The organism is Pseudomonadota bacterium (assembly GCA_038533575.1).
Lineage (GTDB): Bacteria > Pseudomonadota > Alphaproteobacteria > Rhodobacterales > Rhodobacteraceae > Shimia_B.
Genome location: JBCAYL010000001.1, coordinates 1,624,679 through 1,649,885, shown reverse-complemented (window position 1 = coordinate 1,649,885; position 25,207 = coordinate 1,624,679). Strand labels below are relative to the sequence as shown.

Below are 25,207 nucleotides of genomic sequence, written 5' to 3'. Positions count from 1 at the left end.
GCGCGCGGCCCACGGGGGGAGACCCAAGCCGACAGACAATGAGCGTGCGAAGGCCTCGGCCTAGGAAACTGAACACCTTCGCACGACGCAACAATCTGCGTGAGCGGTATGTGGGCGATGACTGTTGATTGCTCAAGCCTCTCCACGCGCAAAGGAGAGAAATTCATGAACAAATCTCTTATGAGCACGACCGCTGCCGCGCTGCTTTTGAGCGCGGGCGCGGCCTATGCCTGCGATGACCCGGTGAAGGTGGGCGTGCTGCACTCGCTGTCCGGCACGATGGCGATCTCGGAGACGACGCTCAAGGACACGATGGAAATGCTCATCGAGATCCAGAACGAGCAGGGCGGCGTGCTCGACTGCCAGATCGAGGCGGTCGTGGTGGACCCGGCCTCTGACTGGCCGCTCTTTGCTGAAAAGGCGCGTGAGCTGCTCACGGTGCACGATGTCGACGTGATCTTCGGCAACTGGACTTCGGTGAGCCGGAAGTCCGTGCTGCCCGTGATCGAGGAACTCAACGGCCTCCTCTTCTACCCCGTGCAGTACGAGGGCGAGGAGAGCTCCAAGAACGTCTTCTACACCGGCGCGGCGCCCAACCAGCAGGCGATCCCGGCCACCGACTACTTCCTTGAAGAGCTCGAGGTGGAGAAGTTCGCGCTGCTCGGCACCGACTACGTCTATCCGCGCACGACGAACAACATCCTCGAGGCCTATCTGCAGGACAACGGGATCGCGAGCGAAGACATCTTCGTGAACTACACGCCCTTCGGGCATTCCGACTGGTCCTCCATCGTGGCCGACGTCGTGGCGCTGGGCGCGGACGGCAAGAAGGTGGGCGTGATCTCGACCATCAATGGCGACGCCAATATCGGCTTCTACAAGGAGCTGGCGGCCGCGGGCATCTCTGCCGACGACATCCCCGTCGTCGCGTTCTCGGTGGGTGAGGAAGAGCTCTCCGGCCTCGACACGACGAACCTCGTCGGTCACCTCGCGGCGTGGAACTATTTTCAGTCCGCCGACACCGAGGCCAACGAAGAGTGGGTCGCCTCTTGGAAGGAGCGCATGGGCGAAGAGCGGGTGACGAACGATCCCATGGAGGCGCATTACATCGGCTTCAACATGTGGGTGAACGCCGTCACCGAGGCTGGCACGACCGATGTCGATGCCGTGCGCGCGGCCATGTACGGGCAGGAATTCCCGAACCTGACCGGCGGGACGGCCGTGATGCTTCCCAACCATCACCTCGCCAAGCCCGTGCTCATCGGCGAAATCCAGGAGGACGGCCAGTTCGACATCATCTCCGAGACCGATGTCGTCCCCGGCGATGCCTGGACGGACTACCTGCCCGAGAGCGCGGTTCTCGTCTCCGACTGGCAGGAGCTCGGGTGCGGGATGTTCAATACCGAGACCGAGACCTGCGTGCAGATCCAGTCCAACTACTGAGCCTGGTGGGGTCAGACCCCACCTGTGGTCGGGGCGCTTGCCGTCCCGACCTGACCCGTAGGGTGCGTGTGCAACGCACCGTGCTGCCGAGGATCCCATGCTGCGACGTTTCCTGATCATCGCCCTGCTCTGGGCCGGGACGGCCTCTGCGCAAGACATGGACGCGCCGATCCAGACGGTGCTCCAAGAGCACGGCGAGATCATCCAGAAGAGCTCCCGCCGCACGATCCAGCCCGCCATCGACGCGCTTGCCGAAAGCGACCTCGGTGACGCGCGCGTGGTGCTCGAGCGCTGGCAGGCGCGGGAGATGTGGTTTGAGGAGGAGACAGGCCTCTTCGTCTTCGCCGAGGAGGGGCCCGACCGGACGCTCGTGCTTTTCGACGTGGCCGGAGGCGCCGAAATCGGCACCGCGCCCAAGGGCGACTACAAGCAATTGAAGCCAAATTCGGGGATCCGCGGCCTGATCGGGGCGGCGCTCGTGCAGTTCCAGCTGCGCGATCCGGAGATGGCCGCGCGCCGGGACGCGCTCGATGCGATCGAGCGCAACGCGGAGGCCTCGCATCTGGGCGCGCTTCGGGCAGTGAAGGACAGCGAGGAAGACCCGGCGCTTGCCGCGCGGATGGACCGGCTGGAACGGCTCCTCACCATCGCCTTCGACGAGGATGACACGGCCCGGATCGCGGCCATCGAGAGCTTTGCCGGCGATCTTGCCGTGGACGTGCGCGCCGCGCTCAATCCGCTCGTGGAGACGCGCCTCGACGTCGCCGAGAGCACGGACGCCACGCCGCTTGTGCTCGGCCGCGACATCTCGGAAGCGGACGCCTATGCGCGCCTCGTGGCCGAGGGCCTCGCGCCCGCGCGCCCGGGGGCGGACGCGATCCGCGACGCGCTCATAGCCAATATCGACGACGGCGCTGTCCAGGGGATCGCCGTCGCGAGCCTCGACACCGACGACGCCCGCGCCGCCACCTATGCGCGCCTCGTGGAGGCCGGGCTCGCCGACGCGCTGATCACCGACGCAGAGGCCGAGAGCCTCCTGCGCTCTTTCGTTTTCTACGAGAGCTTCATCGGAGCGCCACTCGAGGTGGCCGAGGCCGCCGAGCGCGTCCTTGCGGGCATCGAGACGAAGGTGGCGCTCAACCAGGGGCTCGATCTCGGGCTCGACGCGCTCTCGCTCGCCTCGATCTATTTCCTCGCGGCCATCGGGCTCGCCATCACCTTCGGCGTGATGGGGGTCATCAACATGGCCCATGGGGAGTTCATCATGATGGGGGCCTATACCGGCTACGTCGTGCAGCTCTTCGTGCCCGATTACACGCTCTCGATCCTCGTGGCGATCCCGCTGGCCTTTGCCGTCACCTTCGGCGCGGGCGTGGCCATGGAACGCCTGGTGATCCGCTGGCTCTATCACCGCCCGCTCGAGACGCTGCTTGCCACCTTTGGCATCTCCATCGCGCTGCAACAGCTCGCCAAGAACATCTTTGGCACCCAGGCGCGGCCGCTCACCGCGCCGGGCTGGCTCGACGGGAGCTGGGTGCTCAACGACGTCGTCTCGATCAGCTACATTCGCATCGCGATCTTCGTACTGGCGCTGCTGTTCCTCGCGCTCTTCCTCTTCGTGATGAACCGCACGCGGCTCGGCCTCGAAGTGCGCGCCGTCACGCAAAACCCGCGCATGGCCGCCTCCATGGGCATCAACCCGGACCGCATCAACATGCTCACCTTCGGCTTCGGCTCGGGCATCGCGGGCATCGCGGGCGTCGCCATCGGGCTCTACGCGAAAGTCACCTCCGAGATGGGCGCCGACTACATCGTCCAAAGCTTCATGACCGTCGTCGTGGGCGGCGTGGGCAACATATGGGGTACGCTGCTGGGCGCCACGATGGTGGGCACGCTGCAAAAGGGGATCGAGTGGCTCAACCCGTCGAACACGCTGGCTGCGCAGACCTACATGATCCTTTTCATCATCCTCTTCATCCAGTTCAGGCCCCGCGGGATCATCCCGCTCAAGGGCCGGGCGGCAGAGGCATGAGGCGCGCCGCCGCTCCCAAATTCCTTGGAAAGGAATTTGCCAAGACTTTTGGGAAAAGTCTTCACACCGCGGCGGGGCAGGTGCGCCATGTCTGACGTTGCACTCGGGCTGCCGCGCCGGAGGCCCTTCGTGGCCCGCCACCCCTCCCTGCTGATCTTTTTGGCGCTTCTGGGCCTCTTCACGGTCGCTGTCACCGTTCTGGCCGAGGGGTCCGGTATCGGCGTCATCTCGACGTCCTTCGTCAAGACGCTGGGCAAGACGCTTTGCCTCTGCCTCGTGGCCCTCGCGATGGATCTCGTCTGGGGCTACACGGGCATTCTCTCGCTCGGGCACATGGCGTTCTTCGGGATCGGCGGCTACGCCATCGGCATGTGGCTCATGTATGCGCGTACGGAGATCATCGTGCGCGAGAGCTTGGCCGCCGCACCGCTTCCGCCCACGCCGCAGGAGATCTCCGATGGGATCGCCACGCAGATTTTCGGCGTTGTGGGCGCTTCAGAGTTTCCGCCGATCTGGGCCTTCGCCCATTCCTTCCCGCTGCAACTGGCCTTCGTCGTCCTCGTCCCGGGGCTTCTCGCGCTCGTTTTCGGCTGGCTTGCCTTCCGGAGCCGGGTCACCGGCGTCTACCTGTCGATCCTCACCCAGGCCATGACGCTCGCGCTCTCGCTTTACCTCTTCCAGAACGACAGCGGCCTGCGCGGCAACAACGGCCTTTCGGGCCTGCAGAACCTGCCGGGGCTCGATCAGGTCCCACAGGCGACGGTGTCGATCTGGTTCTTCTGGGGCTCGGCGCTGGCACTGGGCGCGGGCTATCTCTTGAGCACCTGGATCGTCTCGGGGGCCTTCGGCTCCGTCCTGCGGGCGATCCGGGACGACGAGGCGCGCGTGCGCTTCCTCGGCTACTCGGTGGAAGGCTACAAGCTCTTCATCTTTACAGTCACTGCCATGCTCGCCGGCGTCGCCGGCGCGCTCTACTACCCGCAGGCCGGGATCATCAACCCGGCAGAGATCGCACCCATCGCATCGATCTACCTCGCGGTCTGGGTGGCCATCGGCGGCCGGGGCCGGCTTTACGGTGCCGTCATCGGCGCGGCCTTCGTCTCGCTCCTCTCCACCTGGTTCACGGGCGGGCAGGCGCCCGACATCAACCTCGGGTTCTACACCATCGAATGGGTGAACTGGTGGACCGTGCTGCTCGGCCTCTCCTTTGTCGCGGTCACGCTCTTCGCGCCCAAGGGCATCGGCGGCCTCATAGACCTCCTCGTAGAGAGGAAGAGCCCCGATCGCCACGGCGCCGATCTCGGCCCCGACCAGAGCGCACTCCGCGAGAAGGAGGCCGACACGTGACCCTCGCGCTTCACGCCCCGGGGCTGACCCGGGGCCCCATGGCTGAAAATAGAGGTCCCGGGTCGCGCCCGGGACGGGCGAGGCAGGGATGAGCCAGCTCCTTGAGGTCAACGGCGTTTCCGTCTCCTTTGACGGGTTCAAGGCCATCAACAACCTTTCCTTCAACATCGGCGCGGCGGAGCTGCGCGCGGTCATCGGGCCCAATGGGGCGGGCAAGACGACCTTCATGGACATCATCACCGGCAAGACGAGGCCCGACGCCGGCAGCGTCCTCTGGGGGGAGAAATCCCTGTCGCTCCTCAAGCTCTCCGAGAGCCGCATCGCGCAGGAGGGCGTGGGGCGCAAATTCCAGCGGCCCACCGTGTTCGAGGATCAGACCGTCTCCGCCAATCTCTTCCTCGCGCTGAAAAAGGCGCGCGGCCCCTTCGCCGTCCTCCGCTTCCGCCCCTCGGCGGCAGACGAGGCGCGCGTAGCGGAGCTCGCGGAAGAGATCGGGCTCGCGCCCGCCATCCACCGCAAGGCGGGCGAACTCTCCCACGGGCAAAAGCAGTGGCTCGAGATCGGGATGCTCCTCGCGCAGGACCCGAAGCTCCTGCTGGTGGACGAGCCGGCCGCGGGGATGACCCCCGCCGAGCGGGAGCACACGACAGAGCTTCTGGTGAATGCCGCCAAGACGCGCGCGGTCGTCGTCGTCGAGCATGACATGGAGTTCGTCCGGCGGCTGAACTGCAAGGTGACGGTGCTCCATGAAGGCGCTGTGCTCGCCGAGGGCTCGCTCGATCATGTGACGGCCAACGAGAAGGTCATAGAGGTGTATCTTGGACGGTAGCCTCGACACCGCCTTCGCCGAGGCCAGCGGCCTCACGCTCCACTACGGCGGCAGCCAGATCCTCAACGGTGTCTCGCTCGAGGCGCGGCTGGGGGAGGTGACCTGCGTGATGGGCACGAACGGCGTAGGCAAGACCTCGCTCCTGAAGGCCCTTTCCGGCAGTCACGCGCGCTCCGGCGGGTCGTATCGGCTGGACGGGAAGGAGATCGGACGCGCCACGGCCCATGGGCTGGCCAAGGACGGCGTGGCCTATGTCCCGCAGGGGCGCGAGATCTTCCCGTTTCTCACTGTGCGCGAAAATCTCGAGACGGGCTTTGCCTGCCTGCCGCGATCCGAGCATCGCATCCCGGAGGCGATCTTCGAGCTCTTCCCGATCCTAAAGGACTTCCTCGGCCGCCGCGGCGGGGACCTCTCGGGCGGGCAACAGCAGCAACTGGCCATCGCGCGCGCGCTCATCACGCGACCGCGCCTTCTGCTGCTCGACGAGCCCACCGAGGGTATCCAGCCCAACATCATCGCGCAGATCGGGGAGGTCATTTCCACCCTGCGAGAGAGGGGTGACATGGCCATCATCCTCGTGGAGCAGTATTTCGACTTCGCCTACCGGCTGGGAGACCGCTTCGTCGTGCTGGAGCGGGGCGCCGTGAAGCTCGCGGGCAAGAAGGCTGAGATCGAACGCGCGGCGCTTCTCGCCGCCGTCTCCGTCTAGCCGCTTTACATGGGCGCGCGCGCGGAAGAACGTGCGCCCATGGACGTCCCCGCCACCATTCTCGCCGTCACCAGGGAAATCTGGGAAGACCGCGGCGTCGCCACGCTCACACGGCACTACGCGCCCGGTATCGTCGTGCGCTCTCCCGCCTCCATCGTCGTGGGCAACCAAGGCGTCATCGCGGCGACGCTTGCCACGCTGCACGAGTTTCCGGACAGGCAGCTCTACGGCGAGGATGTGATCTGGTGCGCGGCCCCGAACGGGGCCGCCCTCTCGTCCCACCGGCTCATTTGCACTGCCACCCACGCGCGTGAAGGGGCCTATGGCGCGCCCACGGGGCGGCAGCTCCGCTACCGCATCCTCGCCGACTGCCACCTCCGCGCCGACGGCCAGATCGACGATGAATGGCTCGTGCGGGACCAAGGCGCCATCGCCACGCAGCTCGGACTGTCGGCGGAGGATTATGCCCGCCAGCTCATCGTGCAGGAGGGGGGGCCGGAGAGCTGCGTGCCGCCCTTTACGCCCGCGCGCGACGTCGTGGGGCCCTATGCCGGGACAGGGAACGACGACCCCCTCGGCGCGCACCACGCGAGCCTTCTGACCGAGATCATGGCGGGGAACCTCGCCGTGATCCGCGACCGCTACGACCGCGCCTGCTGGATCGCGAAGCCGGGCGGCATGGAGGATGTGGGCATCGCAGCCGCCGATGCCTTCTGGCTCGGGTTGCGGAGCGCCTTCCCCGATGCAGCCTTTGAGATCCACCACGTCATCGGACGTGATGATCCCGGCATGCCGCCCCGGTCTGCCTTGCGCTGGAGCCTCACGGGCACCCATTCGGGCTGGGGGCGCTACGGGCGGCCGACGGGCGCGCCGGTCCACGTCATGGGGATCAGTCACGCCGAATTCGGCGCGCTCAGCGGCGGCGAGATGCGCCTGCGCCGGGAATGGACGCTGGTGGACGACACCGCCATCTGGAAGCAGATCCTGCTTCACACGGGCGAGCTATGATGGACAGCCGGCGGCGGTGCGGAACGCCGTTCCAGCCAGCGGACCGCCGGAAGACCCCCGTACCACGCTGACAGTCATTTGGGACGATGTTCCCTAATTGGCCCGCATCGCTTTCCGTTCCAGTAAGATTGTTCCATTTTCAGCCGCATCATCAGCGGTTTGGAGCACGCCATGCGCCACTTTCCCATTTTCGTCGACACCCGGGATGCGCGCATCGTGGTGGTGGGCGGTGGTGCCTGCGCCGCCGCGAAGCTCCGTCTCCTGATGAAGACCGAGGCGGCGATCCATGTCTTCGCACCGGCGCCCGAGGCGCTTGTGGAGAGCTGGGCCGAGGCGGGCCGTCTGACGCTCTACCGCCGCCTGCCGGCGCTCGGCGAGGTACAGGGCGCGCTGCTTCTCTATGCTGCTCAGGACGATGAGTGGGCCGATCTCGAGACGGCCGAGCTCGGCCGCCGCGCGGGGGTCAAGACGCTGGTCGTGGACAATCTCGAAGCCTCCGACTTCATCACGCCCGCCATCGTCGACCGGGACCCGGTCACCGTGGCCGTGGGCACCGAGGGCGCGGCACCGGTGCTCGCCCGCAAGATCAAGGCCGAGTTGGAGGAGATGCTCCCCTCCGCCACGGGCCCGCTTGCCCGCGCGGGCCAGCATTTCCGCGACGCCGCCGAGATCATTCCGCAAGGGCCGCGCCGCCGGGCCTTCTGGTCGGAGTACTATTTTGACGTGGGGCCGCAAGCTGCGGCGCAGGGGTCCATCGAGGCGGCGCTGCATGATCTGCTCACCCGCCATGTCAACGAAGCGGAGGCGAAGGGCCACGTGGCTTTCGTCGGCGCGGGGCCGGGCGATCCGGAGCTTTTGACGCTGAAGGCGCGGAAGGCGCTGCACGACGCAGATGTCGTCATCCATGACGGCCTCGTCTCCCCGGAGATCCTCGAGCTCGCCCGGCGCGAGGCCGAGATCATCTCGGTGGCCAAGAAGGGCTTTGGCCCCGCCTGGGCACAGGACGACATCAACGCGCTCCTCGTCCGGCATGGAGCCACGGCGCGCGTCGTCCGGCTGAAATCCGGCGATGGCGGCATCTTCGGGCGGCTCGACGAGGAGATCGACGCCCTCGACGCCAGCGATATCCCGTACGCGATCGTCCCCGGTATCACGAGCGCCGTGGCTGCGGCCGCGAGCATGGGTGTGAGCCTCACGCGGCGCGGGCGCAACTCGGCCATCCAGTTTCTCACCGGGCACGATCTCAAAGGCTTTGCCGATCACGACTGGGCACGCCTCGCGGAGCCCGGCGGCGTGGCTGCCATCTACATGGGCCGCCACGCCGCGCGCTTCATCCAGGGGCGGATGATGATGCACGGTGCACGGGGCACGCTTCCGGTGAGCATCGTCTTCAATGCGTCGCGCGCCGATCAGCGCATCGTGGCCACGACCCTGGCAGAGCTGCCCGAGCATACCGAGGCGAAGGCGCCCGCGATCCTCTTCACGGGCCTCGCGCCCCGCGCCGTCGCTGCGCGGATGCTTCCCCAGCCCGCCGCCACGAAGGAGGCCAGCCATGCGCGATAATCCGGACACGCCACTGATCGTCGAGGGCCCGCTCGCCGACAACGAGCGCATGAAGGCGCAGTCGGATTACCTGCGCGGCACCATCGCGGAGGACCTTCGAGACCCGCTCACCGGCGGCTTCACGCCCGACAACTTCCAGCTCATCCGCTTCCACGGGATGTACCAGCAGGACGACCGCGACATTCGCGCAGAGCGCGCCGCGCAGAAGCTCGAACCGCTCCACAACGTGATGCTTCGCGCGCGGATGCCGGGCGGGATCATCATGCCCGAGCAATGGCTGACGATCGAGCGCTTCGCCGAGGAGCACACGATGTATGGCTCCGTGCGCCTCACGACGCGGCAGACCTTCCAGTTCCACGGGGTGCTGAAGCCGCACATCAAGGACATGCACAAGGTCATCAATTCGGCCGGGATCGACTCCATCGCGACGGCGGGCGACGTGAACCGCAACGTGCTCTGCACCACGAACCCGGTGGAGAGCGCCTTGCACGCCGAGGCCTACGAATGGTCAAAGCGGATCAGCGAGCACCTTTTGCCGAATACCAAGGCCTACGCGGAAATCTGGCTCGACGGCGAAAAGCAGAAAACGACCGAAGAGCCGATCCTCGGCGAGACTTACCTGCCGCGCAAATTCAAGACGACCGTCTCGATCCCGCCGAATAACGAGGTCGACATCCACGCCAATGACCTCAACTTCGTGGCCATCGCGGAGGACGGCAGGCTTGTCGGCTGGAACGTCCTCGTCGGCGGCGGGCTCGCGATGACCCACGGCGACACGGGCACCTATCCGCGAAAGGCCGACGATTTCGGCTTCATCCCGCTCGAGCACACGCTGGCGGTGGCAGAGCACGTCGTCAGCGTCCAGCGCGACTGGGGCAACCGCGTGAACCGCAAGAACGCGAAGACGAAGTACACACTCGACCGGGTGGGGACGGAAACCTTCAAGGCCGAGGTGGAAAAGCGAGCCGGGGTGACATTCGCGCCCTCGCGACCCTACGAGTTCACCTCCCGTGGCGACCGGTTCGGCTGGGTGGAGGGCGTGGACGGCCGGCACCACCTGACGCTCTATATCCTCTCCGGTCGCATCAAGGACCTGCCGCAGGCCAAGCTGAAGACGGGGCTCCGCAAGATCGCCGAGCGGCTGCGGCGCGATCCTGTAGCGAGCTTCCGCATGACGGCGAACCAGAACCTCATCATCGCGGGCGTCGCCCCGGAGGATCGCGCGGAGATCGAGGCCCTCGCGCGGGAGCACGGGCTCATGAGCGATCTCGACACGCCCCAGCTGCGCTATTCCATGGCCTGCGTCGCGCTGCCCACGTGCCCGCTTGCCATGGCGGAGGCCGAGCGCTTCCTGCCGGAGCTCGTGGCCGGCGTGGATGCGATCCTGGCCCGCCACGGAGTCGCGGACGACCCGATCGTGCTGCGCGTCGTAGGCTGCCCCAATGGCTGCGGACGCGCGATGCTCGCCGAGGCCGGCCTCGTCGGCAAGGGCCCGGGCACCTACAACCTCTACCTTGGCGGCAATCGCGTGGGCACGCGGATCCCCAAGCTGCACTTGGAGAACAAGGATGCCGCGACCATCCTCGCCGAGCTCGACCGTCTCATCGGGCTCTGGAGCGTCGAGCGCATCGGGACGGAAGGCTTTGGCGACTTCGTCATCCGCGCCGGCATCGTGGCCGAGGTCAAAGTCTCCAAGACGGATTTCCACGCGTGAGGATCGATCCATGACCCAATCCGCCCTCCTGACGCTCTCCGCCGGATCGCAGCGGCTCATTCTCCACGAGATGAACGAGTACCTGCGCCCGATGTCGGCGAAGGCGCGCGTGCGCTGGGCCCTCGGCACCTTGCCGGGTGCCCATGTCGTCTCGTCGAGCTTCGGCGTGCAGGCCGCGGTCATGCTGCACCTGATGACACGGGAGAGGCCCGATATCCCGGTGGTGCTCGTCGATACCGGCTATCTCTTCGCGGAGACCTACCAGTTCATCGATGCGCTCACGGAGCGTCTTTCGCTCAACCTCACAGTGACGCGCGCAGCGGAAAGCCCGGCATGGCAGGAGGCGCGCCACGGCGAGCTCTGGACCAAGGGCGAGGCGGGGCTTCGGGCCTACAACCGGATGACCAAGGTCGAGCCGATGGAGCGCGCTCTGCAGGATCTGGGCGCGGCCACGTGGTATTCCGGCGTGCGCCGCCAGCAATCGAAGAGCCGTGCGCAGCGCGAGATCGTGGAGGTGAGCGGGGGCCGCGCCCGCGTCCATCCCATCGTCGACTGGTCCGCGCGCGACGTGCACCGCTACCTGACCGCCCACGGGCTCCCTTACCACCCGCTCTGGGAGGAAGGCTACGTGAGCATCGGCGACCGCCACACCACGAGACCCCTCACCGACGGCATGACCGAAGAGGCCACCCGTTTCGGCGGCGCGCTTCGGGAATGCGGCTTGCACCCGGAAGGCTGACCTCATGTTTCTGAAAGAAATCCCCGGTGCCATGGCCCCGCTCAGCGCCGATCAGATGGCTGCGATGGAGGCGCTCGTGAGGGGTCTCGATCCGATGCAGCAGGCCTGGGTTTCGGGCTACATGGCGGCCTCGGCCAGGGGCGCGTCTCCCGTGCTGCCGGTGGCCGCCGAGCCCGCGACCCTCACCGTGCTCTACGGGTCGCAGACCGGCAATGCCAAGCACGTGGCCTCCGAGCTGGCCGAGGTGGCCCAGGCGCGGGGGCTCAACGCGGCGCTGGTGAACATGGCCGACTACAAGCCCGCGCGGCTCAAAGACGAGACCCATATCGCCATCGTCGTCAGTACTTACGGCGAAGGGGAGCCACCGGAAAGCGCGCAGAAGCTCTACGATTTCCTCGCCTCCCGGAAGGCTCCGAAGCTCGCGGGCACCCAGATCGCCGTCATGGGGCTGGGGGACACCTCCTATGCGCAATTCTGCCAGACGGCCGTGGATTTCGAGGAGCGGCTCGTTGCGCTGGGGGCCAATGTGGCCGTGGAGCGCGTGCTGCTCGACGTGGATTACGAGGATCATACGGAGGCCTGGATCACCGGAGCGCTCGACACGCTGGCACCCACCCTCGAGACGGCCGCGCCCGCCTCGAATGTGGTGCCACTCGTCGCGCCGCAAGCGCCCTATTCCAAGAAGTCGCCCTTCGAAGCGGAGGTGCTCACCGTCCAGAAGATCACGGGTCGAGACTCCTCGAAGGATGTCCGCCACATCGAGTTTTCGCTCGAGGGCTCGGGCCTCACATACATGCCCGGAGACGCGCTGGGCGTCTACTTCGAGAATGATCCCGCGGACGTGGACGCGGTGCTGGAGTGTCTCGGGCTCGCCGACGCGGCGCTGCGCAAGGCGCTCATCGAGGATTACGAGCTGACCCAGAGCTACCCGGGCTTCGTCACCGCCTATGCCGAGGCCACGGGCAATGCAGAGCTGGCAGCGCTCGCCGAAGACAAGGCCGCCCTGCGCGCCTATCTCGAGCCGCGCCAGATCTATGACATCCTCCACGAGCACCCGGCGGAGATCGACGCGCCCACGCTCACATCCTGCCTGCGCAAGATGCAGCCCCGGCTCTATTCAATCGCCTCGTCTCAGGCGGACGTGGAGGACGAGGTGCACCTGACGCTGGCGGTCGTGGCCTACGAGGCCCATGGCCGCGACCATCTCGGCGGGGCGTCAGGCCATCTGGGGCGCCGCATCGAACCCGGGCAGCGGGTGCGCATCTATGTCGAGGAGAACGAGGGATTTCGCCTTCCGGCGGCCGACGTGCCGGTGATCATGATCGGGCCGGGCACGGGCATCGCGCCGTTTCGCGCGTTCCTCCAGGAGCGCGAGGCGACGGGGGCCACGGGCGAGAACTGGCTTTTCTTCGGCAACCCGCATTTCACGCAGGATTTCCTCTACCAGACGGAGCTCATGGGCTGGCGGAAAGACGGGCTCCTGACGCGGTTCGACGTGGCCTTTTCCCGTGATCAGCCGGAGAAGATTTACGTGCAGGACCGTATCCGCGAACGGGGCGCGGAGATCGTGGACTGGCTGGCGCGCGGGGCGCATCTCTACGTCTGCGGGGATGCCGCGCGGATGGCGAGGGATGTCCATACCGCGCTGACCGAAGTGCTCCGCGAGGCCGGCGAAGACGCGGAGGCGTATCTCGGCGCGCTGCGCGATGCGGGCCGTTACCAGCGCGACGTCTACTGAGCCGCGGGTTCAGGTGCCCGGGCCAGGGTCGCGGGGGGCGTTCTGACCGAGCAGGTCCCGGTTCTCTTCGGTGGGGGCGTCGGGCTGCGCGTGCGCCTTGTCTTCGCCCCACGGCGTGATGCCCAGCCTCAGCGCGGCGCGCCCGATCATGTGCGCCCCGATGGGGGCCGTGAGCAGCAGGAAAAAGACGATCAGCACGGCGCGGATGATGACGTCCGAGGTACCGAAGAAGACCGCCGCCCCGGCCATGATGAAGCCCGAGCCCAGCGTGCCGACCTTCGTGGCCGCGTGCATCCGCGTGAAGACGTCCGGCAACCGCAGGATCCCCACGCCCGCGAGGAGCGACAGGACCCCGCCGAGGAGCAGGAGGAGGGCGACGATCGTCTCAGACATCGCGGTCGTCCCGTCCGGCGCGGCGCTCCACCGCGCGTTCTGCAAATCGTGCGAGGGCCACCGTCGCGAGAAAGCCCACGAGCGCCAGCACAAGCGCCACGTCGAGAAAGGCCGCCTGGCCCGTACGCACGGCCGCGAGCCCGCAGAAGGCCACGATGGCGATGGTCATCATGTCGAGTGCCACGACCCTGTCGGGCAGGGTAGGCCCCTTGATGAGCCTGTATAGCGCGAGCACGACGGCCGCGAAGATGAGCGCGAAGCCGATCATCACGACCGGGGCGAGAAATCCGGCAGCGGGCATCATGCGGGCGTGTCCTCCATGGCGTCGATCACCCAGCGCTCCATGCCGGATTTGAGCTCGTGGCACACCGCGTCCGGATCGTCGGCGAACATCGCGTGGATGCGCAGTGTCTTGCGGTCCGGGCTCACATCGATGGAGAGCGTGCCGGGCGTGAGCGAGATCAGGTTGGTGACGAGGAGGATGCCGGTGTCGGATTTGACGTCGAGCGGCATGTCGATGATCGCAGGCCGCGCCTGCAGCGTGGGCGTGATGATGTCGTAGATGACGGCCAGCGAGGATACGAGCAACTCGTAGAAGAACATCACGATGAGCTTGATCCAGAAGTAGACCCGCTTGAAATAGCTCGATTTCACGCCCGTGAGCGGCTGGAGAAGCCAAAGGATGCCGTAGCCGAGGACGAAGCCGAAGGTCATGGAGATCCAGGAAAACCCTCCCGAGAAGATGGCCCAAACGGCGGCGAAGAGGAGGTTGGCGGCAAAATTGTTCATTGCTGTGCCCCCAGGACGGCGGCGATGTAGCCCGAAGGATCGAGAAGCTCGGCGGACGCGTCATTGGCGAAGGCGATGAAGGGCTCCGGGAAGAACCCGATCACGCAGGTCAGTGCGGCCAGCGAGCCGATGGGCAGGAGGAGATGGCCGCGCGCCGTGGGCGTGAGCGCCGCCAGCGTCGGGTCACGGTCCTCGGGATGCGCCTTCCAGAAGGCCTCGGCCCAGATCTTCGTCATCGAGAAGATCGTGAGCAGACCCACGAGAAGCGCCACGCCCGCGATGACCCAGCCCTGATCCTCCAGCGCGGCCTGAACGAGGACGTACTTGGCCCAGAACCCCGAGAGCGGCGGAAAGCCCGCGAGCGAGAAGGCGGGCACGAAAAAGAGCACGGCCAGAAGCGGGGCTGTCTTGTAGAGCCCACCGATCTTGCCGAGCTCCGTGGAGCCCGCCGTGCGCTCGGCCACGCCCGCGATCAGAAAGAGGTTCGCCTTCACGATGATGTGGTGGACGAGGTAAAACACCGCCCCCGCGATCGCGAGCGGGGTCAGGATCGCCAGCCCCATGATCATGTAGCCGATCTGGGAGACGATGTGGAATGACAGGATCTTGCGCATGTCGTTCTGCGCGGCGGCTCCGAGGACGCCGGTGACCATCGTGAAGCCCGCGATCCAGAGGAGCACCTCGTGGGTGAAGCCTGTGTCCCCGTTGAAAACGAGCGTGAAGAGCCGGATGAGCGAGTAGACCCCGACCTTGGTCAAAAGCCCGGCGAAGACGGCCGAGACCGCGAAGGCGGGCGTATGATAGCTCGCCGGCAGCCAGAAGAAGAGCGGGAAGACCGCCGCCTTCACCCCGAACGCCACGAGGAACATCATCGCGATGACCGTCACGAGGCCCTGGTTTTCGAGCGTAGGCACGACGCGGGCGAGATCGGCCATATTGAGCGTGCCGGTCATGCCGTAAAGAAGGCCGATGCCGCTCAGGAAGAGGATGGTCGAGATCAGGTTGAGCATGACATAGCGCACGCCGCCGTCGATCTGCTCGGGCTTGCCGCCGAGGATGAGCAGGCCGAAGGAGGAGATCAGCATGACCTCGAACCAGACGTAGAGATTGAAAAGGTCGCCCGTGATGAAGGCGCCCGTCACGCCGCCGATGAGCACGTTGAAGAGCGCGTGGTAGCCGAGATATTCCTTGCGGCGATTGATGTCGGTGAGGGCGTAGACCGCCACCGCGAGCGCGGTGATGGCGGTGATGACCACCATGACCGCCGAGAGCCTGTCTGCCACGAGCGTGATGCCGAAGGGGGCGGGCCAGCTGCCCATCTGCCCCGCGATGATCCCGTCCTGCAGCACCCGCGCGAGAAGGAGGAACGAAGCGATCAGAAAGAGGAAGTTGCCCGCCACGCTGACCCAGCGCCCCGAGGACCGCTCCCGCGTGAGGAAGGCGGCAACGGCGGTCAGGAACGGCAGGACGAGGGGAGTGGCGAGAAGCCAGGTCATTTCTTCTCCTCGCGGGGCTCGGCGAGGGACATGCGATCGCTGTCGAGGGTGCCGAGCGACGTGTAGGCGCGGAACATGAGGATGAGCGCGAAGGCGAAAAGGCCGAAGCCGATGACGATGGCCGTGAGCACCAGCGCCTGGGGCAGGGCGTTCGCGGCATTCGCGACAGGGGCATCGGCGCCGTAGGAGATGAGCGGCGGGCGGCCCTCCGTCAGGCGGCCCGCGGTGAAGATCGTCAGGTTCGCCGCGTTCGAGATAAGCACGAGCCCGAAGATGAAGCGCAGCACATGCCGGCACAGCATCAGGTAGGCCGCCGCTGCCACGAGCACGCCGATGGATATGGCCATGAGGGCTTCCATCAGATCTCCTCCTCCATGGCGAAGACGAGGGCGATGATGGAGCCGAAGACGACGAGGTAGACCCCGATATCGAAGACGAGCACCGAGGAGAGCGGGATGTAGTCCCCGCTTTCGCGATCCCCGATGAAGAGCCATTGCCCGGTGAAGAGCGCGTCCCCGAAGAGCGCGGCCATGAGCCCGGCGAGGAGCGCGATGCCGAGGCCCGCCATGGCGATGTTCTGCGGCGAGAGGCGCAGCGCGCTCCGCGCGTCCTTCGTGCCGCAGGCAATGGCGTAGAGCACAAAGCCGGTGGATCCGATGAGCCCGCCTATGAAGCCGCCGCCCGGCTCGTTGTGCCCGCGCAGGAGCATGTAGATCGAAAAGAGGAGGAGAAGGCCGGCGAGGTAGCGGGTGCCCGCCCGGAGGATGATCGATTTCACACGTCTTTCCTCTCGCTGGTTGTGCGCAGGAGCGCGTAGGCGGAGAGCGCAGCGATCACGACCACCGCGATCTCGCCGAAGGTGTCGAGCGCGCGGAAATCGACGAGGATGACGTTGACGATGTTGCGTCCGAAGGCCTCGGGCCAGCTCGTTGCCTCGAAGTATTCGGTCAGCCGCAGGTCGAGGGGTGTCTCAAGCACGGCCAGCAGCACGAGGGTCACGGTGAGGCCGAGCGCCGCCGAGAGCGCGGCGTCGAGCGGGCGCCAGCTCGCGTCCCCTTCGAGGCGGAGCGTCGGGAGCCTGAGAAGGGCCACCGCCACCAGCACGATCACAAGCGTCTCCACGAGTAGCTGCGTGATGGCCACGTCGGGCGCAGAGAACGTGATGAAGATGATGGCCACGCCGATGCCCACCACGCCGAGCGCCGCCATGGCCGTGATCCGCGACCGCGTGAGGCAGGTGAGGACGGCGCCCACGATCAGTAGCGCCACAAGCGCCCAGTTCTTCCAGGTGACGTCCGAGAGGTCCGGCATGGCGGGGACCGCGCCCTTGACGATCATCGTACCGCTGATGGCCACGAGCACGGTGGTGAAGGTCGCGAACACGTAGACGCGCAGGATGCCCGGCTGGATGACCCGCGTTTGCCACGCTGCAAAGCCCTTCAGCCCGTCGAGGAACTTGTCCCACATGCTGTCGAAGTTCGGCAGCGCCGGCGCCATGCCGTTGAGCGCCGCGCGGAAGGCGCGATGGACCACGTAGAGCAGGAAGCCCAGCACGAAGGTCGCCAGCGACAGGAAAAGCGGCACATTCACCCCCGCCCAAAGTTTGAGCGTCTTGGGGTCTGCCGCCTCGCCCATGAAACCTATGACCGTGGGATTGACGAGCGTGCCTTGCAGCAGCCCGGGCGTAAGGCCGAAGACGAGGCCGAGCACGGCGAGGAGAAGCGGGCCAAAGAGCATGGGCCAGGGCGCCTCCTTGGGCGTGCGCGGCGTCTCAGTCCCGCCCGCCGGTCGCCAGAAGGGTTTGAAGGCCACGATACCCGCCACCGCGAACATCAGCGCGTTGGCCGCGAGCGAGGCCCCGGCCACGAGGAGCACCGAGGACGGGACCTCGAGCGCGCCCGCATAGGCGAGCTCCTTGGCGATGAAGCCGATGAACGGGGGCAGTCCCGCCATGGAAAGCGCCGCGAGCCCGGCCGCGGCGGCCGTGACCGGCATCCGCCGCCCAAGGCCGCCCAATACGTCCGCGTCCCGCGTGCCGGTGCCGTAATCCACGCAGCCGATCATGAGAAAGAGCGAGGCTTTGTAGAGCGAGTGCGTCACGAGGAAGGTCACGAAGGCGGTCATCGAATACCCGCCCGCCTGCCCGAGGATGAGCGTCAGCGTCCCGAGCGCCATGAGGGTCGTGTAGGCCAGCGTCTGTTTCAGGTCGGTCTGCTTGACGGCAAGAACGGAAGCGAAGACCGTCGTGAAGCCCCCGGCGATGGTCAGCGTCCAGATCCAGGCGTCCGTCCCCGAGAGGCCGGGATAGAGCCGCGCCATGAGGTAGACGCCCGCCTTCACCATGGTGGCCGAGTGCAGGAAGGCGGAGACCGGCGTAGGCGCGGCCATGGCATTGGGCAGCCAGAAGTGAAACGGGAACTGGGCTGATTTCGTGAAGGCGCCCGCCAGCACCAGGATGAGGATCGGCACGTAGAGCTCGCTCTCCTGCAGGCCGCCCTGGGCCAGGATCTCGGAGATCTCGAAGGTCCCCGCTTCGAGGCCCATGAGGATAAGACCTGCAAGGAGGGCCAGCGCCCCGGCGCCGGTGACAAAGAGCGCCTGCAGCGCGGAGCGTCGCCCGTTGGTCGTCTCATGGCCGAAACCGATGAGAAGGTAGGAGGTGATGGTCGTCAGCTCCCAAAACACGAAGAGCGCGATGAGGTTGTCGGCGAGCACCAGCCCGAGCATCGCCAGCATGAAGGCCGTGAGGAACCACATGAAGCGGCCGAAATGCTTGTACCCGGCGAGGTACGTGTTCGAGTAAAGGAACACGAGCGCGCCGATCCCGCTGATAAGGAGCGCGAAGGTGAGCGAGAGACCGTCGAAGACGAAGCTGAGCGCGATGCCCATGGACGGCACCCAGTCCCACGCGAGGCGCACGACCTCGCCCGCCGCCACCTCCGGCAGAAACGTCGCGAACCACGTGAATAGGCCCGCGGCCAGCGCCGTGGGCACGAGCCCACCGATCGGTTTCCTTGCGGGGTCAGCGGGAGCGCTCATGCCTGTCGTGCCCTTCGCCCCTCAAGCTGCGCAAATGCGAAAAGACCAAGAGAAGCCTGCGTCATGTCGTCCCGTTCCAAAGTAGGCCTGTAAGTGGGGCGTCCGCCGCGCCCGTCAACCGCGCGGAGGGCCGGAATACGTCTTGCGACGCAGGTGGGGCGAAACTTGCCAAAGGCGGGCTAACCTGTTTGGCTTACCGAAATCTTATGCAAGGGACGCAGCATGACCGAAGCCGCCGCCGATCAGGCAGACACCCCCACGCCACGACCGATCCTCGAGATCAAGAATCTTTCGATCGAGTTGCCGAAGGGCTCTGACCGGAAATACGCGGTGAACGACGTGTCGCTGACGCTTAATCGCGGGGAGATCCTCTGCGTGGTGGGCGAGTCCGGGTCAGGCAAATCCGTCATGACCTCGGCCATCATGAACGATGTCCCCGGGCGGCTGACGATCTCCCAAGGCGATGTGATCTTTGACGGGATGGACATGCTGCGCATGCCCGACAAACAGCTCAACGATATCCGCGGCGCGCGGATCTCGATGATCTATCAGGAGCCCATGGCGGCGCTGAACCCTTCCATCAAGATCGGCGCGCAAGTCGATGAAGTCTTTGAGCTTCACCGCCCCGAGATCAAGCCGGAGGACCGCAAGAAGGAGACGCTGAAGCTCCTCGAGCAGATGAAGCTGCCCACGCCCCCGCGCATCTATGACAGCTACCCTCACCAGGTGTCAGGCGGCCAGTGCCAGCGGATCGTCATCGCCATGGCGCTCGCCTGCAAGCCCGATATCCTCATCGCCGACGAGCCCACGACGGCGCTCGATGTGACGACGCAGGCAGAGATCCTGCGCCTCATCAACGACCTCAAGGACGTCTACGACAACGCTACGATTTTCATCACCCACGATTTCGGCGTGGTGGCGGACGTGGCCGACCGCGTGGCGGTGATGTGCTGGGGGCGGCTCATAGAAGAGGGGATGAAAGAGAAGATCCTGCTCGATCCGCAGCAGCCTTATACGCAGCTTCTCGTGGACGCGATGCCGCTCCTCGAGACCGAGCGCACGCCCGACCTCGGGCGCAACGACGCGCCGCTCGTCGAAGTGAAGAACATGCACAAGGTCTATGGCTCGGGGAGCAAGCAGGTCCATGCGCTCAACGATGCAAGCTTCGTGCTCCGCGCGGGAGAGACGCTGGGCGTGGTGGGGGAGTCGGGCTCCGGCAAGTCGACGCTCGCCAAGACGCTCATCCGGCTGCAGGAGCCGACGGACGGTGCCGTGATCATCAACGAGGAGGACTTCCTCGGCAAGAGCGGCGACGAGCTCGTTCAGGCGCGCAAGAACATCCAGATGATCTTCCAGGATCCCTACGGCTCGCTCAATCCGAGCCAGACGGTGGGCTACATGATCACGCGGGGTCTTGAGCTCCAGGGTGTCACGAACGAGGAGGCGCGGCAACGCGCCGTAGAGCTGCTGGAGCAGGTGGGCCTCGGTGAGCCCGCGCTGAAGCGCACCCCGCGCAACTTCTCCGGCGGCCAGCGGCAGCGCATCGGGATCGCGCGCGCGCTCGCCATGGGGCCCGACGTGGTGATCGCCGATGAGTCCGTTTCCGCGCTCGATCTTTCCGTGCAGAAGCAAGTGCTGCGCCTGATGAATGACCTGCAGGAAGAGTACAAGATGGCGATCATCTTCATCACGCATGACCTGAGGGTCGCCGCGCAAATCTCTGATTACATTACGGTCATGGAGAAGGGCGTGATGGTGGAGATGGGGCCCGCGGACGAGGTCTTCAACAACCCGAAGCACCCCTACACCAAGAAGCTGCTCGAGGCGGCGCCGGGGCGCGATTGGCACCCGCCGCGCCTCACGCCCGAGGAGGCCGAGCGCATCGCCGCCTCCATCGAGCGGACCTGAGGCTTCTTCGAGGCAGACGCCGCTTAAGACGTTTGGAAACGCCTTTCGCCTGTGGCACGCATGGGCGAGAAGCCGCGCGATCCTGAGCGTGGCGACAGCGCTGGCGCCCTCAAGTGGGCGTACGGCCCAGACGTGAAAGACCGCGCCATGCCGCCCAACATCGTGCTCATCATGGCCGACCAGCTCGCGCCGCAATTCATGGCGACCTATGGCGGCGCGGCGATCACGCCGCACATGGATGCCCTCGCCGCCCGTGGGACGCGCTTTGACCGCGCCTATTGCAACTCGCCACTCTGCGTCCCCTCCCGCGCCTCGTTCATGACGGGCCAGCACGTCACCGATATCGCCGCCTGGGACAACGCCGCCGAATTCCCCGCCTCGATCCCGACCTTCGCGCATTACCTCGGCGCGTTGGGCTACCGGACCTGCCTTTCGGGCAAGATGCACTTCGTGGGCCCCGATCAGAAGCACGGCTTCACCGACCGGGTGACGACCGACTATTATCCCTCGGACTTCGCCTGGACGCCGGACTGGACGCGGAACGATGATCGCATCGACATCTGGTATCACAACATGCGCACCGTCACGGAGGCGGGCAGCGCGGTGGCGACGGATCAGGCGGATTTCGACGAGGAGGCCGATTTCGCCGCCCGCCGCTGGCTCATGGAGCGCGCGCGGGACAAGGCCGCGGGGCAGGGGCAGCCTTTCTGCCTCGTGCTGAGCCTTTTTCACCCCCACGACCCCTATATCGCGCTCCAGCCCTTCTGGGATCTCTACGAGGACGTGGACATCCCCATGCCGGAAACGGAGATGCCGCCCGACCGGCTCGACCCGTTCTCGCGGCGGGTGGCCGACGGGGTGGAGGCCTCCACGGATACCCTTTCCCCGGAGGACACGCGCGCCGCCCGCCGGGCCTATCTCGCCAATGTCAGCTATTTCGACAGCAAGGTGGGCGCGCTCATGGCGCAGATCGAGGCCATGGGGGAGACGGAGAACACCGTCTTCATCGTCACCTCGGACCACGGCGACATGCTGGGCGAGCGCGGCATGTGGTTCAAGATGAGCTTTCTGGAGCATTCCGCGCGCGTGCCTCTGATCATGGCCGGGCCGGGCGTGGCACAGGGCGCGAGAGACACGCTGTGTTCCCTCATCGACCTCTTGCCCACGCTCACCGACATCGCGGGGGGCGATGAGAGCCTCTATGCACAGCCCATCGCGGGCCGGTCGCTCCTTCCCGCCGCGCGCGGTGAGGCGCAGGAGGGCGAGGTCATCGGGCAATACTGCGCCGAATGCGCGGGCGCGCCCGTCTTCATGATCCGCCGGGACGACGACCAGGGCGATCTCAAATACATCCATTGCGACCTCGACCCGCCGGTTTTTTACGATCTCGCCGCCGACCCCCATGAGCTGACCAACCTCGCCGAAGACCCGGCCTATGCCGAGGCGGCCCGCGCATTCGCGCGGGAGGTCCGGGAGAGATGGGACAGCGCGGCCATTTCCGCTCAGGTCATCCGAAGCCAGCAAACACGCCTTAAGCTCAACGCGATGATGGACACCACAGGCGACAATGCCTGGGACTATTCCCCGCCCCGTGACGCGTCCAACGAATATGTCCGCAACCACCGTGATTGGGTCATGTCCGCGGCCCGGGCGAGATTTCCACCCTTCGAACGCTAGGCACGCGGTCCGGTCTCCGCGCAGCTTAAAGGAGAGTGAAACTGCGCAGGAAAGCGCCGCTGACGCGACGCCAAGCCCCGCGTTCCGGTGATTGTCCTTCCCTTCTTCGCTGCCTTGGCCCTACGCTGGTGGGGATTATTGATCAGACAGGGAGAGTTCACATGACACTGGTCCGCAAACCACTCATCTCAGGGTTGCTCGCAACGACCCTTCTCGCCACGCCGCTCTTGGCCCCGGCGGCCTTTGCCATGGGCAATGTGCCCGCGGGCGTCACGCTCGCCGAAGACCAGACCTTCACTTACCGCGTGCTCGACGAGCATTCCTCGGTCGATCCCCAGGTGGTGGAAGACGTGTCCGGCTCCGAGATCGTGCGCGACCTCTTCGAAGGCCTCATGAGCCAGGATGCCGAGGGCAATCTCGTGCCGGGCGTGGCGACGGGGTTCTCAACGAACGAAGACAACACCGTCTACACCTTCACGCTGCGCGACGACGCGCGCTGGTCTGACGGGACGCGGGTGACGGCGAATGATTTCGTCTTTGCCTGGCAGCGTGCCGTCGATCCCGCGCTGGCCTCGCCCTACGCGTGGTACATGGAGATCACGGCCATCGAGAATGCCGCCGACATCATCGCCGGCGAGGCCGCGCCGGACACGCTCGGCGTTCGCGCCGTGGACGACCTGACGCTGGAGGTCACGCTCTCCTCGCCGCTGCCGTATTTCGCGCAGATGACGACCCACGCCACGCTGTTCCCCGCGCCGAGCTGGACGATCGAGGAGCACGGCACGGAGTGGACGCGGCCCGAGAACATCGTGTCCAACGGCGCATACGTCCTGACAGAGCATGCCCCCGCGGAGCGTTCGGTGCGCGAGCGGAACTCCATGTACTGGGACAACGAGAACACGGTCATCGAGAAGGTCGTGGCGCTCGTCATCAACGACGAGAACGTTGCGCTCACGCGCTACCTCGCCGGTGAGCTCGACCGGACCGAGGTCCCAGCGGGCCAATTCCCGCGCCTGAGCGAGGAATACCCGGAGGAGGCGATCTCCTTCCCGCGGCTCTGCAACTATTATTACACCTTCAACCTGACGGAAAACGGCCCCGAGGCATTCCAGGACGCCCGTGTCCGCAAGGCGCTCGCGCTCGCGGTTGACCGCAAGGTGATCGTGGAAAACGTGCTGGCCGGTGGCCAGACCGAGGCCTACACCTTCACGCCGGTCTCCGTGGCCGATTTCGAGCCGCCGCTTCCAGAATTCGCTGGCATGAGCCAGGCGGAGAAGGATCAGATGGCCAAGGATCTCCTCGCGGAGGCAGGCTATGGCCCGGACAACCCGCTTTCCTTCAACATGATCTACAACACGTCCGAGGCGCACAAGAAGATCGCCGTGGCGATGTCGCAGATGTGGAAGCAGAAGCTCGGCGTCGAAACCGAGCTCGGCAACATGGAATGGAAGGTCTTCCTCGAAGAGCGCGGCAACCAGAACTTCGAACTGGCGCGCGGCGCCTGGTGCGGGGACTACAACGAAGCCTCCACCTTCCTCGATCTCCTGACCTCGCCCTCGGGCTACAATGACGGCAAGTTCTCCAACGCCAAGGTCGACGAGCTGATGCAGCAGGCCCGCACGGCAGACGATGCCGGCGCGCTCTACGCCCAGGTCGAACAGATCGTGGCCGAGGAAATGCCGATCATCCCGATCTATCACTATGCCGGCGTCTACATGCTGGATTCCGATGTCGGGAACTGGCCGGTGAACAACGTGGAGCAGAACTGGTACTCCAAGAACCTCTACAAGATCGCCGAGTAACCTCCTGAAACCGAAGGCCCCCGGCGCCGTGCCGGGGGCCTTTGCTATGGTGACCCCATGCTAGCCTATTCGATCCGCCGAATCCTGGGTGCCGTGCCCACGATCCTGCTTTTGATCATCGCCTCTTTCTTTCTGATGCAGGTCGCCCCCGGCGGCCCGTTCACGTCCGAGCGCCCCCTGCCGCCGCAGGTTCTGGCCAATCTGGAGGCCCGCTACGGCCTCGATCAGCCGCTCTGGAAGCAGCTCTGGGACTATCTCACCAACATCGTCCTCTATTTCGATTTCGGCCCGTCCTTCAAATTCAAGGACCGGGACGTCAACGACATCATCGCGAGCGGTCTGCCGATCTCGCTGACCTACGGAGCCCTGAGCTTTCTCGCCGCCACCACCGTGGGCGTGGCCCTCGGCATCGCAGCAGCGCTCAGGCACAACAGCTGGATCGACTATCTGGCCGTGTCGCTCGGCATCGCCGCGCAGGCGCTGCCGAATTTCATCATGGGCCCGATCCTGATCCTGACCTTCACGCTCTATCTCGGCTGGCTGCCGGGGGGCGGCTGGAACGGGGGACAGTGGCAATACCTCATCATGCCCGTCATTGCGCTTTCCACTTCCTACATGGGCTCGATTGCGCGGATCACGCGGTCGTCCATGCTCGAAGTGCTGAATTCCAACTACATCCGCACCGCCCGCGCCAAGGGGCTGCCCGACGGGCTCGTGATCTGGCGCCATGCGCTCAAGCCCACGCTTCTCCCCGTGATTTCCTATCTCGGGCCGGTCTTCGTCTACGTGCTCACCGGCTCCGTCTTCGTGGATATCTACTTCTCCACGGGCGGGCTCGGGCAGAGCTATGTGAACAGCGCGCTCTCCCGCGACTACTCCGTCCTCCTTGGCGTCACGATCCTCTACGGCGTGCTCACCGTGGCCGTGAATCTCCTCACCGACCTCGCCTATGCGTGGTTCGACCCGAAAATCAGGTACTGA

The 25,207-nt window shown here is 65.9% G+C and carries 21 protein-coding genes; 14 read left to right on the top strand and 7 right to left on the bottom strand.

Annotated features, from left to right (window positions below; all coding sequences use genetic code 11):
* The first annotated feature begins 165 nt into the window (after positions 1-165).
* The 10 genes from urtA (at position 166) to AAFM92_08305 (ending at position 13,122) form a co-directional block, all read left to right on the top strand.
* Positions 166-1,443 (top strand): urea ABC transporter substrate-binding protein, encoded by a 1,278-nt coding sequence (gene urtA, locus AAFM92_08350; protein MEL7300378.1) that lies wholly within the window; start codon positions 166-168, stop codon positions 1,441-1,443.
* A gap of 97 nt (positions 1,444-1,540) precedes the next feature.
* On the top strand, positions 1,541-3,475 hold the full coding sequence (gene urtB / locus AAFM92_08345) for an urea ABC transporter permease subunit UrtB (protein ID MEL7300377.1): 1,935 nt from the start codon (positions 1,541-1,543) through the stop codon (positions 3,473-3,475).
* Positions 3,476-3,562: 87 nt separating this feature from the next.
* Positions 3,563-4,822: an urea ABC transporter permease subunit UrtC gene (gene urtC / locus AAFM92_08340; GenBank protein MEL7300376.1), complete on the top strand. Its 1,260-nt coding sequence runs from the start codon at positions 3,563-3,565 to the stop codon at positions 4,820-4,822.
* A gap of 88 nt (positions 4,823-4,910) precedes the next feature.
* On the top strand, positions 4,911-5,651 hold the full coding sequence (gene urtD, locus AAFM92_08335; GenBank protein MEL7300375.1) for an urea ABC transporter ATP-binding protein UrtD: 741 nt from the start codon (positions 4,911-4,913) through the stop codon (positions 5,649-5,651).
* The gene (gene urtE, locus AAFM92_08330; GenBank protein MEL7300374.1) at positions 5,641-6,360 is read left to right on the top strand and encodes an urea ABC transporter ATP-binding subunit UrtE; all 720 of its coding nucleotides are present in this window, start codon (positions 5,641-5,643) and stop codon (positions 6,358-6,360) included. The genes urtD and urtE overlap by 11 nt, the downstream gene beginning before the upstream one ends.
* Before the next feature lie 39 nt (positions 6,361-6,399).
* Positions 6,400-7,368: an ester cyclase gene (locus tag AAFM92_08325; GenBank protein MEL7300373.1), complete on the top strand. Its 969-nt coding sequence runs from the start codon at positions 6,400-6,402 to the stop codon at positions 7,366-7,368.
* Positions 7,369-7,539: 171 nt separating this feature from the next.
* Positions 7,540-8,931: a siroheme synthase CysG gene (gene cysG, locus AAFM92_08320; GenBank protein ID MEL7300372.1), complete on the top strand. Its 1,392-nt coding sequence runs from the start codon at positions 7,540-7,542 to the stop codon at positions 8,929-8,931.
* Complete coding sequence (gene cysI / locus AAFM92_08315; GenBank protein ID MEL7300371.1) at positions 8,921-10,645, top strand: assimilatory sulfite reductase (NADPH) hemoprotein subunit; 1,725 nt, start codon at positions 8,921-8,923, stop codon at positions 10,643-10,645. The genes cysG and cysI overlap by 11 nt, the downstream gene beginning before the upstream one ends.
* Before the next feature lie 10 nt (positions 10,646-10,655).
* Positions 10,656-11,384: a phosphoadenylyl-sulfate reductase gene (locus AAFM92_08310; protein MEL7300370.1), complete on the top strand. Its 729-nt coding sequence runs from the start codon at positions 10,656-10,658 to the stop codon at positions 11,382-11,384.
* 4 nt (positions 11,385-11,388) lie between these two features.
* Positions 11,389-13,122 carry an assimilatory sulfite reductase (NADPH) flavoprotein subunit gene (locus tag AAFM92_08305; GenBank protein ID MEL7300369.1) on the top strand — a complete coding sequence of 578 codons (1,734 nt, stop codon included), beginning with the start codon at positions 11,389-11,391 and terminating at the stop codon, positions 13,120-13,122.
* A 9-nt stretch (positions 13,123-13,131) separates the two neighbouring features.
* Here AAFM92_08305 and mnhG read toward each other — a convergent pair whose 3' ends face one another.
* The 7 genes from mnhG to AAFM92_08270 are packed head-to-tail and all read right to left on the bottom strand — an operon-like array spanning position 13,132 to position 18,839.
* Positions 13,132-13,515 (bottom strand): monovalent cation/H(+) antiporter subunit G, encoded by a 384-nt coding sequence (gene mnhG / locus AAFM92_08300; protein ID MEL7300368.1) that lies wholly within the window; start codon positions 13,513-13,515, stop codon positions 13,132-13,134.
* Entirely contained in the window at positions 13,508-13,819 is a 312-nt protein-coding gene (locus AAFM92_08295) for a cation:proton antiporter (protein ID MEL7300367.1), read from the bottom strand. Before AAFM92_08295 ends, mnhG begins: the two co-directional genes overlap by 8 nt.
* Positions 13,816-14,304, bottom strand: coding sequence for a Na+/H+ antiporter subunit E (locus tag AAFM92_08290; protein MEL7300366.1), 489 nt, complete (start codon positions 14,302-14,304; stop codon positions 13,816-13,818). The genes AAFM92_08295 and AAFM92_08290 overlap by 4 nt, the downstream gene beginning before the upstream one ends.
* Entirely contained in the window at positions 14,301-15,800 is a 1,500-nt protein-coding gene (locus AAFM92_08285) for a Na+/H+ antiporter subunit D (GenBank protein MEL7300365.1), read from the bottom strand. Before AAFM92_08285 ends, AAFM92_08290 begins: the two co-directional genes overlap by 4 nt.
* Positions 15,797-16,159 (bottom strand): Na+/H+ antiporter subunit C, encoded by a 363-nt coding sequence (locus AAFM92_08280; protein MEL7300364.1) that lies wholly within the window; start codon positions 16,157-16,159, stop codon positions 15,797-15,799. The genes AAFM92_08285 and AAFM92_08280 overlap by 4 nt, the downstream gene beginning before the upstream one ends.
* Entirely contained in the window at positions 16,159-16,578 is a 420-nt protein-coding gene (locus AAFM92_08275; protein MEL7300363.1) for a Na+/H+ antiporter subunit B, read from the bottom strand. Before AAFM92_08275 ends, AAFM92_08280 begins: the two co-directional genes overlap by 1 nt.
* Positions 16,575-18,839, bottom strand: coding sequence for a putative monovalent cation/H+ antiporter subunit A (locus AAFM92_08270; protein ID MEL7300362.1), 2,265 nt, complete (start codon positions 18,837-18,839; stop codon positions 16,575-16,577). Before AAFM92_08270 ends, AAFM92_08275 begins: the two co-directional genes overlap by 4 nt.
* A gap of 222 nt (positions 18,840-19,061) precedes the next feature.
* Between AAFM92_08270 and AAFM92_08265 the strand changes: the two genes are divergently transcribed.
* From AAFM92_08265 to oppB, 4 genes are all read left to right on the top strand, one after another.
* Positions 19,062-20,747 carry an ABC transporter ATP-binding protein gene (locus AAFM92_08265; protein ID MEL7300361.1) on the top strand — a complete coding sequence of 562 codons (1,686 nt, stop codon included), beginning with the start codon at positions 19,062-19,064 and terminating at the stop codon, positions 20,745-20,747.
* A gap of 147 nt (positions 20,748-20,894) precedes the next feature.
* Positions 20,895-22,424 (top strand): choline-sulfatase, encoded by a 1,530-nt coding sequence (betC, locus tag AAFM92_08260; GenBank protein MEL7300360.1) that lies wholly within the window; start codon positions 20,895-20,897, stop codon positions 22,422-22,424.
* Between the two features lie 161 nt (positions 22,425-22,585).
* On the top strand, positions 22,586-24,226 hold the full coding sequence (locus tag AAFM92_08255) for a peptide ABC transporter substrate-binding protein (GenBank protein MEL7300359.1): 1,641 nt from the start codon (positions 22,586-22,588) through the stop codon (positions 24,224-24,226).
* A 57-nt stretch (positions 24,227-24,283) separates the two neighbouring features.
* Positions 24,284-25,207, top strand: coding sequence for an oligopeptide ABC transporter permease OppB (gene oppB / locus AAFM92_08250; protein MEL7300358.1), 924 nt, complete (start codon positions 24,284-24,286; stop codon positions 25,205-25,207).

Excerpts from the sequence above, each read along its gene's own strand:
- AAFM92_08280 (MEL7300364.1), bottom strand. The coding sequence starts at position 16,159 with ATGGAAGCCCTCATGGCCATATCCATCGGCGTGCTCGTGGCAGCGGCG.
- AAFM92_08290 (MEL7300366.1), bottom strand. The coding sequence starts at position 14,304 with ATGAACAATTTTGCCGCCAACCTCCTCTTCGCCGCCGTTTGGGCCATC.
- urtD (MEL7300375.1), top strand. The coding sequence starts at position 4,911 with ATGAGCCAGCTCCTTGAGGTCAACGGCGTTTCCGTCTCCTTTGACGGG.
- cysI (MEL7300371.1), top strand. The coding sequence starts at position 8,921 with ATGCGCGATAATCCGGACACGCCACTGATCGTCGAGGGCCCGCTCGCC.
- AAFM92_08255 (MEL7300359.1), top strand. The coding sequence starts at position 22,586 with ATGACACTGGTCCGCAAACCACTCATCTCAGGGTTGCTCGCAACGACC.
- AAFM92_08325 (MEL7300373.1), top strand. The coding sequence starts at position 6,400 with ATGGACGTCCCCGCCACCATTCTCGCCGTCACCAGGGAAATCTGGGAA.
- AAFM92_08270 (MEL7300362.1), bottom strand. The coding sequence starts at position 18,839 with ATGAGCGCTCCCGCTGACCCCGCAAGGAAACCGATCGGTGGGCTCGTG.
- AAFM92_08265 (MEL7300361.1), top strand. The coding sequence starts at position 19,062 with ATGACCGAAGCCGCCGCCGATCAGGCAGACACCCCCACGCCACGACCG.
- AAFM92_08285 (MEL7300365.1), bottom strand. The coding sequence starts at position 15,800 with ATGACCTGGCTTCTCGCCACTCCCCTCGTCCTGCCGTTCCTGACCGCC.
- urtC (MEL7300376.1), top strand. The coding sequence starts at position 3,563 with ATGTCTGACGTTGCACTCGGGCTGCCGCGCCGGAGGCCCTTCGTGGCC.
- urtB (MEL7300377.1), top strand. The coding sequence starts at position 1,541 with ATGCTGCGACGTTTCCTGATCATCGCCCTGCTCTGGGCCGGGACGGCC.
- urtA (MEL7300378.1), top strand. The coding sequence starts at position 166 with ATGAACAAATCTCTTATGAGCACGACCGCTGCCGCGCTGCTTTTGAGC.
- oppB (MEL7300358.1), top strand. The coding sequence starts at position 24,284 with ATGCTAGCCTATTCGATCCGCCGAATCCTGGGTGCCGTGCCCACGATC.
- cysG (MEL7300372.1), top strand. The coding sequence starts at position 7,540 with ATGCGCCACTTTCCCATTTTCGTCGACACCCGGGATGCGCGCATCGTG.
- AAFM92_08295 (MEL7300367.1), bottom strand. The coding sequence starts at position 13,819 with ATGATGCCCGCTGCCGGATTTCTCGCCCCGGTCGTGATGATCGGCTTC.
- mnhG (MEL7300368.1), bottom strand. The coding sequence starts at position 13,515 with ATGTCTGAGACGATCGTCGCCCTCCTCCTGCTCCTCGGCGGGGTCCTG.
- AAFM92_08305 (MEL7300369.1), top strand. The coding sequence starts at position 11,389 with ATGTTTCTGAAAGAAATCCCCGGTGCCATGGCCCCGCTCAGCGCCGAT.
- AAFM92_08310 (MEL7300370.1), top strand. The coding sequence starts at position 10,656 with ATGACCCAATCCGCCCTCCTGACGCTCTCCGCCGGATCGCAGCGGCTC.
- betC (MEL7300360.1), top strand. The coding sequence starts at position 20,895 with ATGCCGCCCAACATCGTGCTCATCATGGCCGACCAGCTCGCGCCGCAA.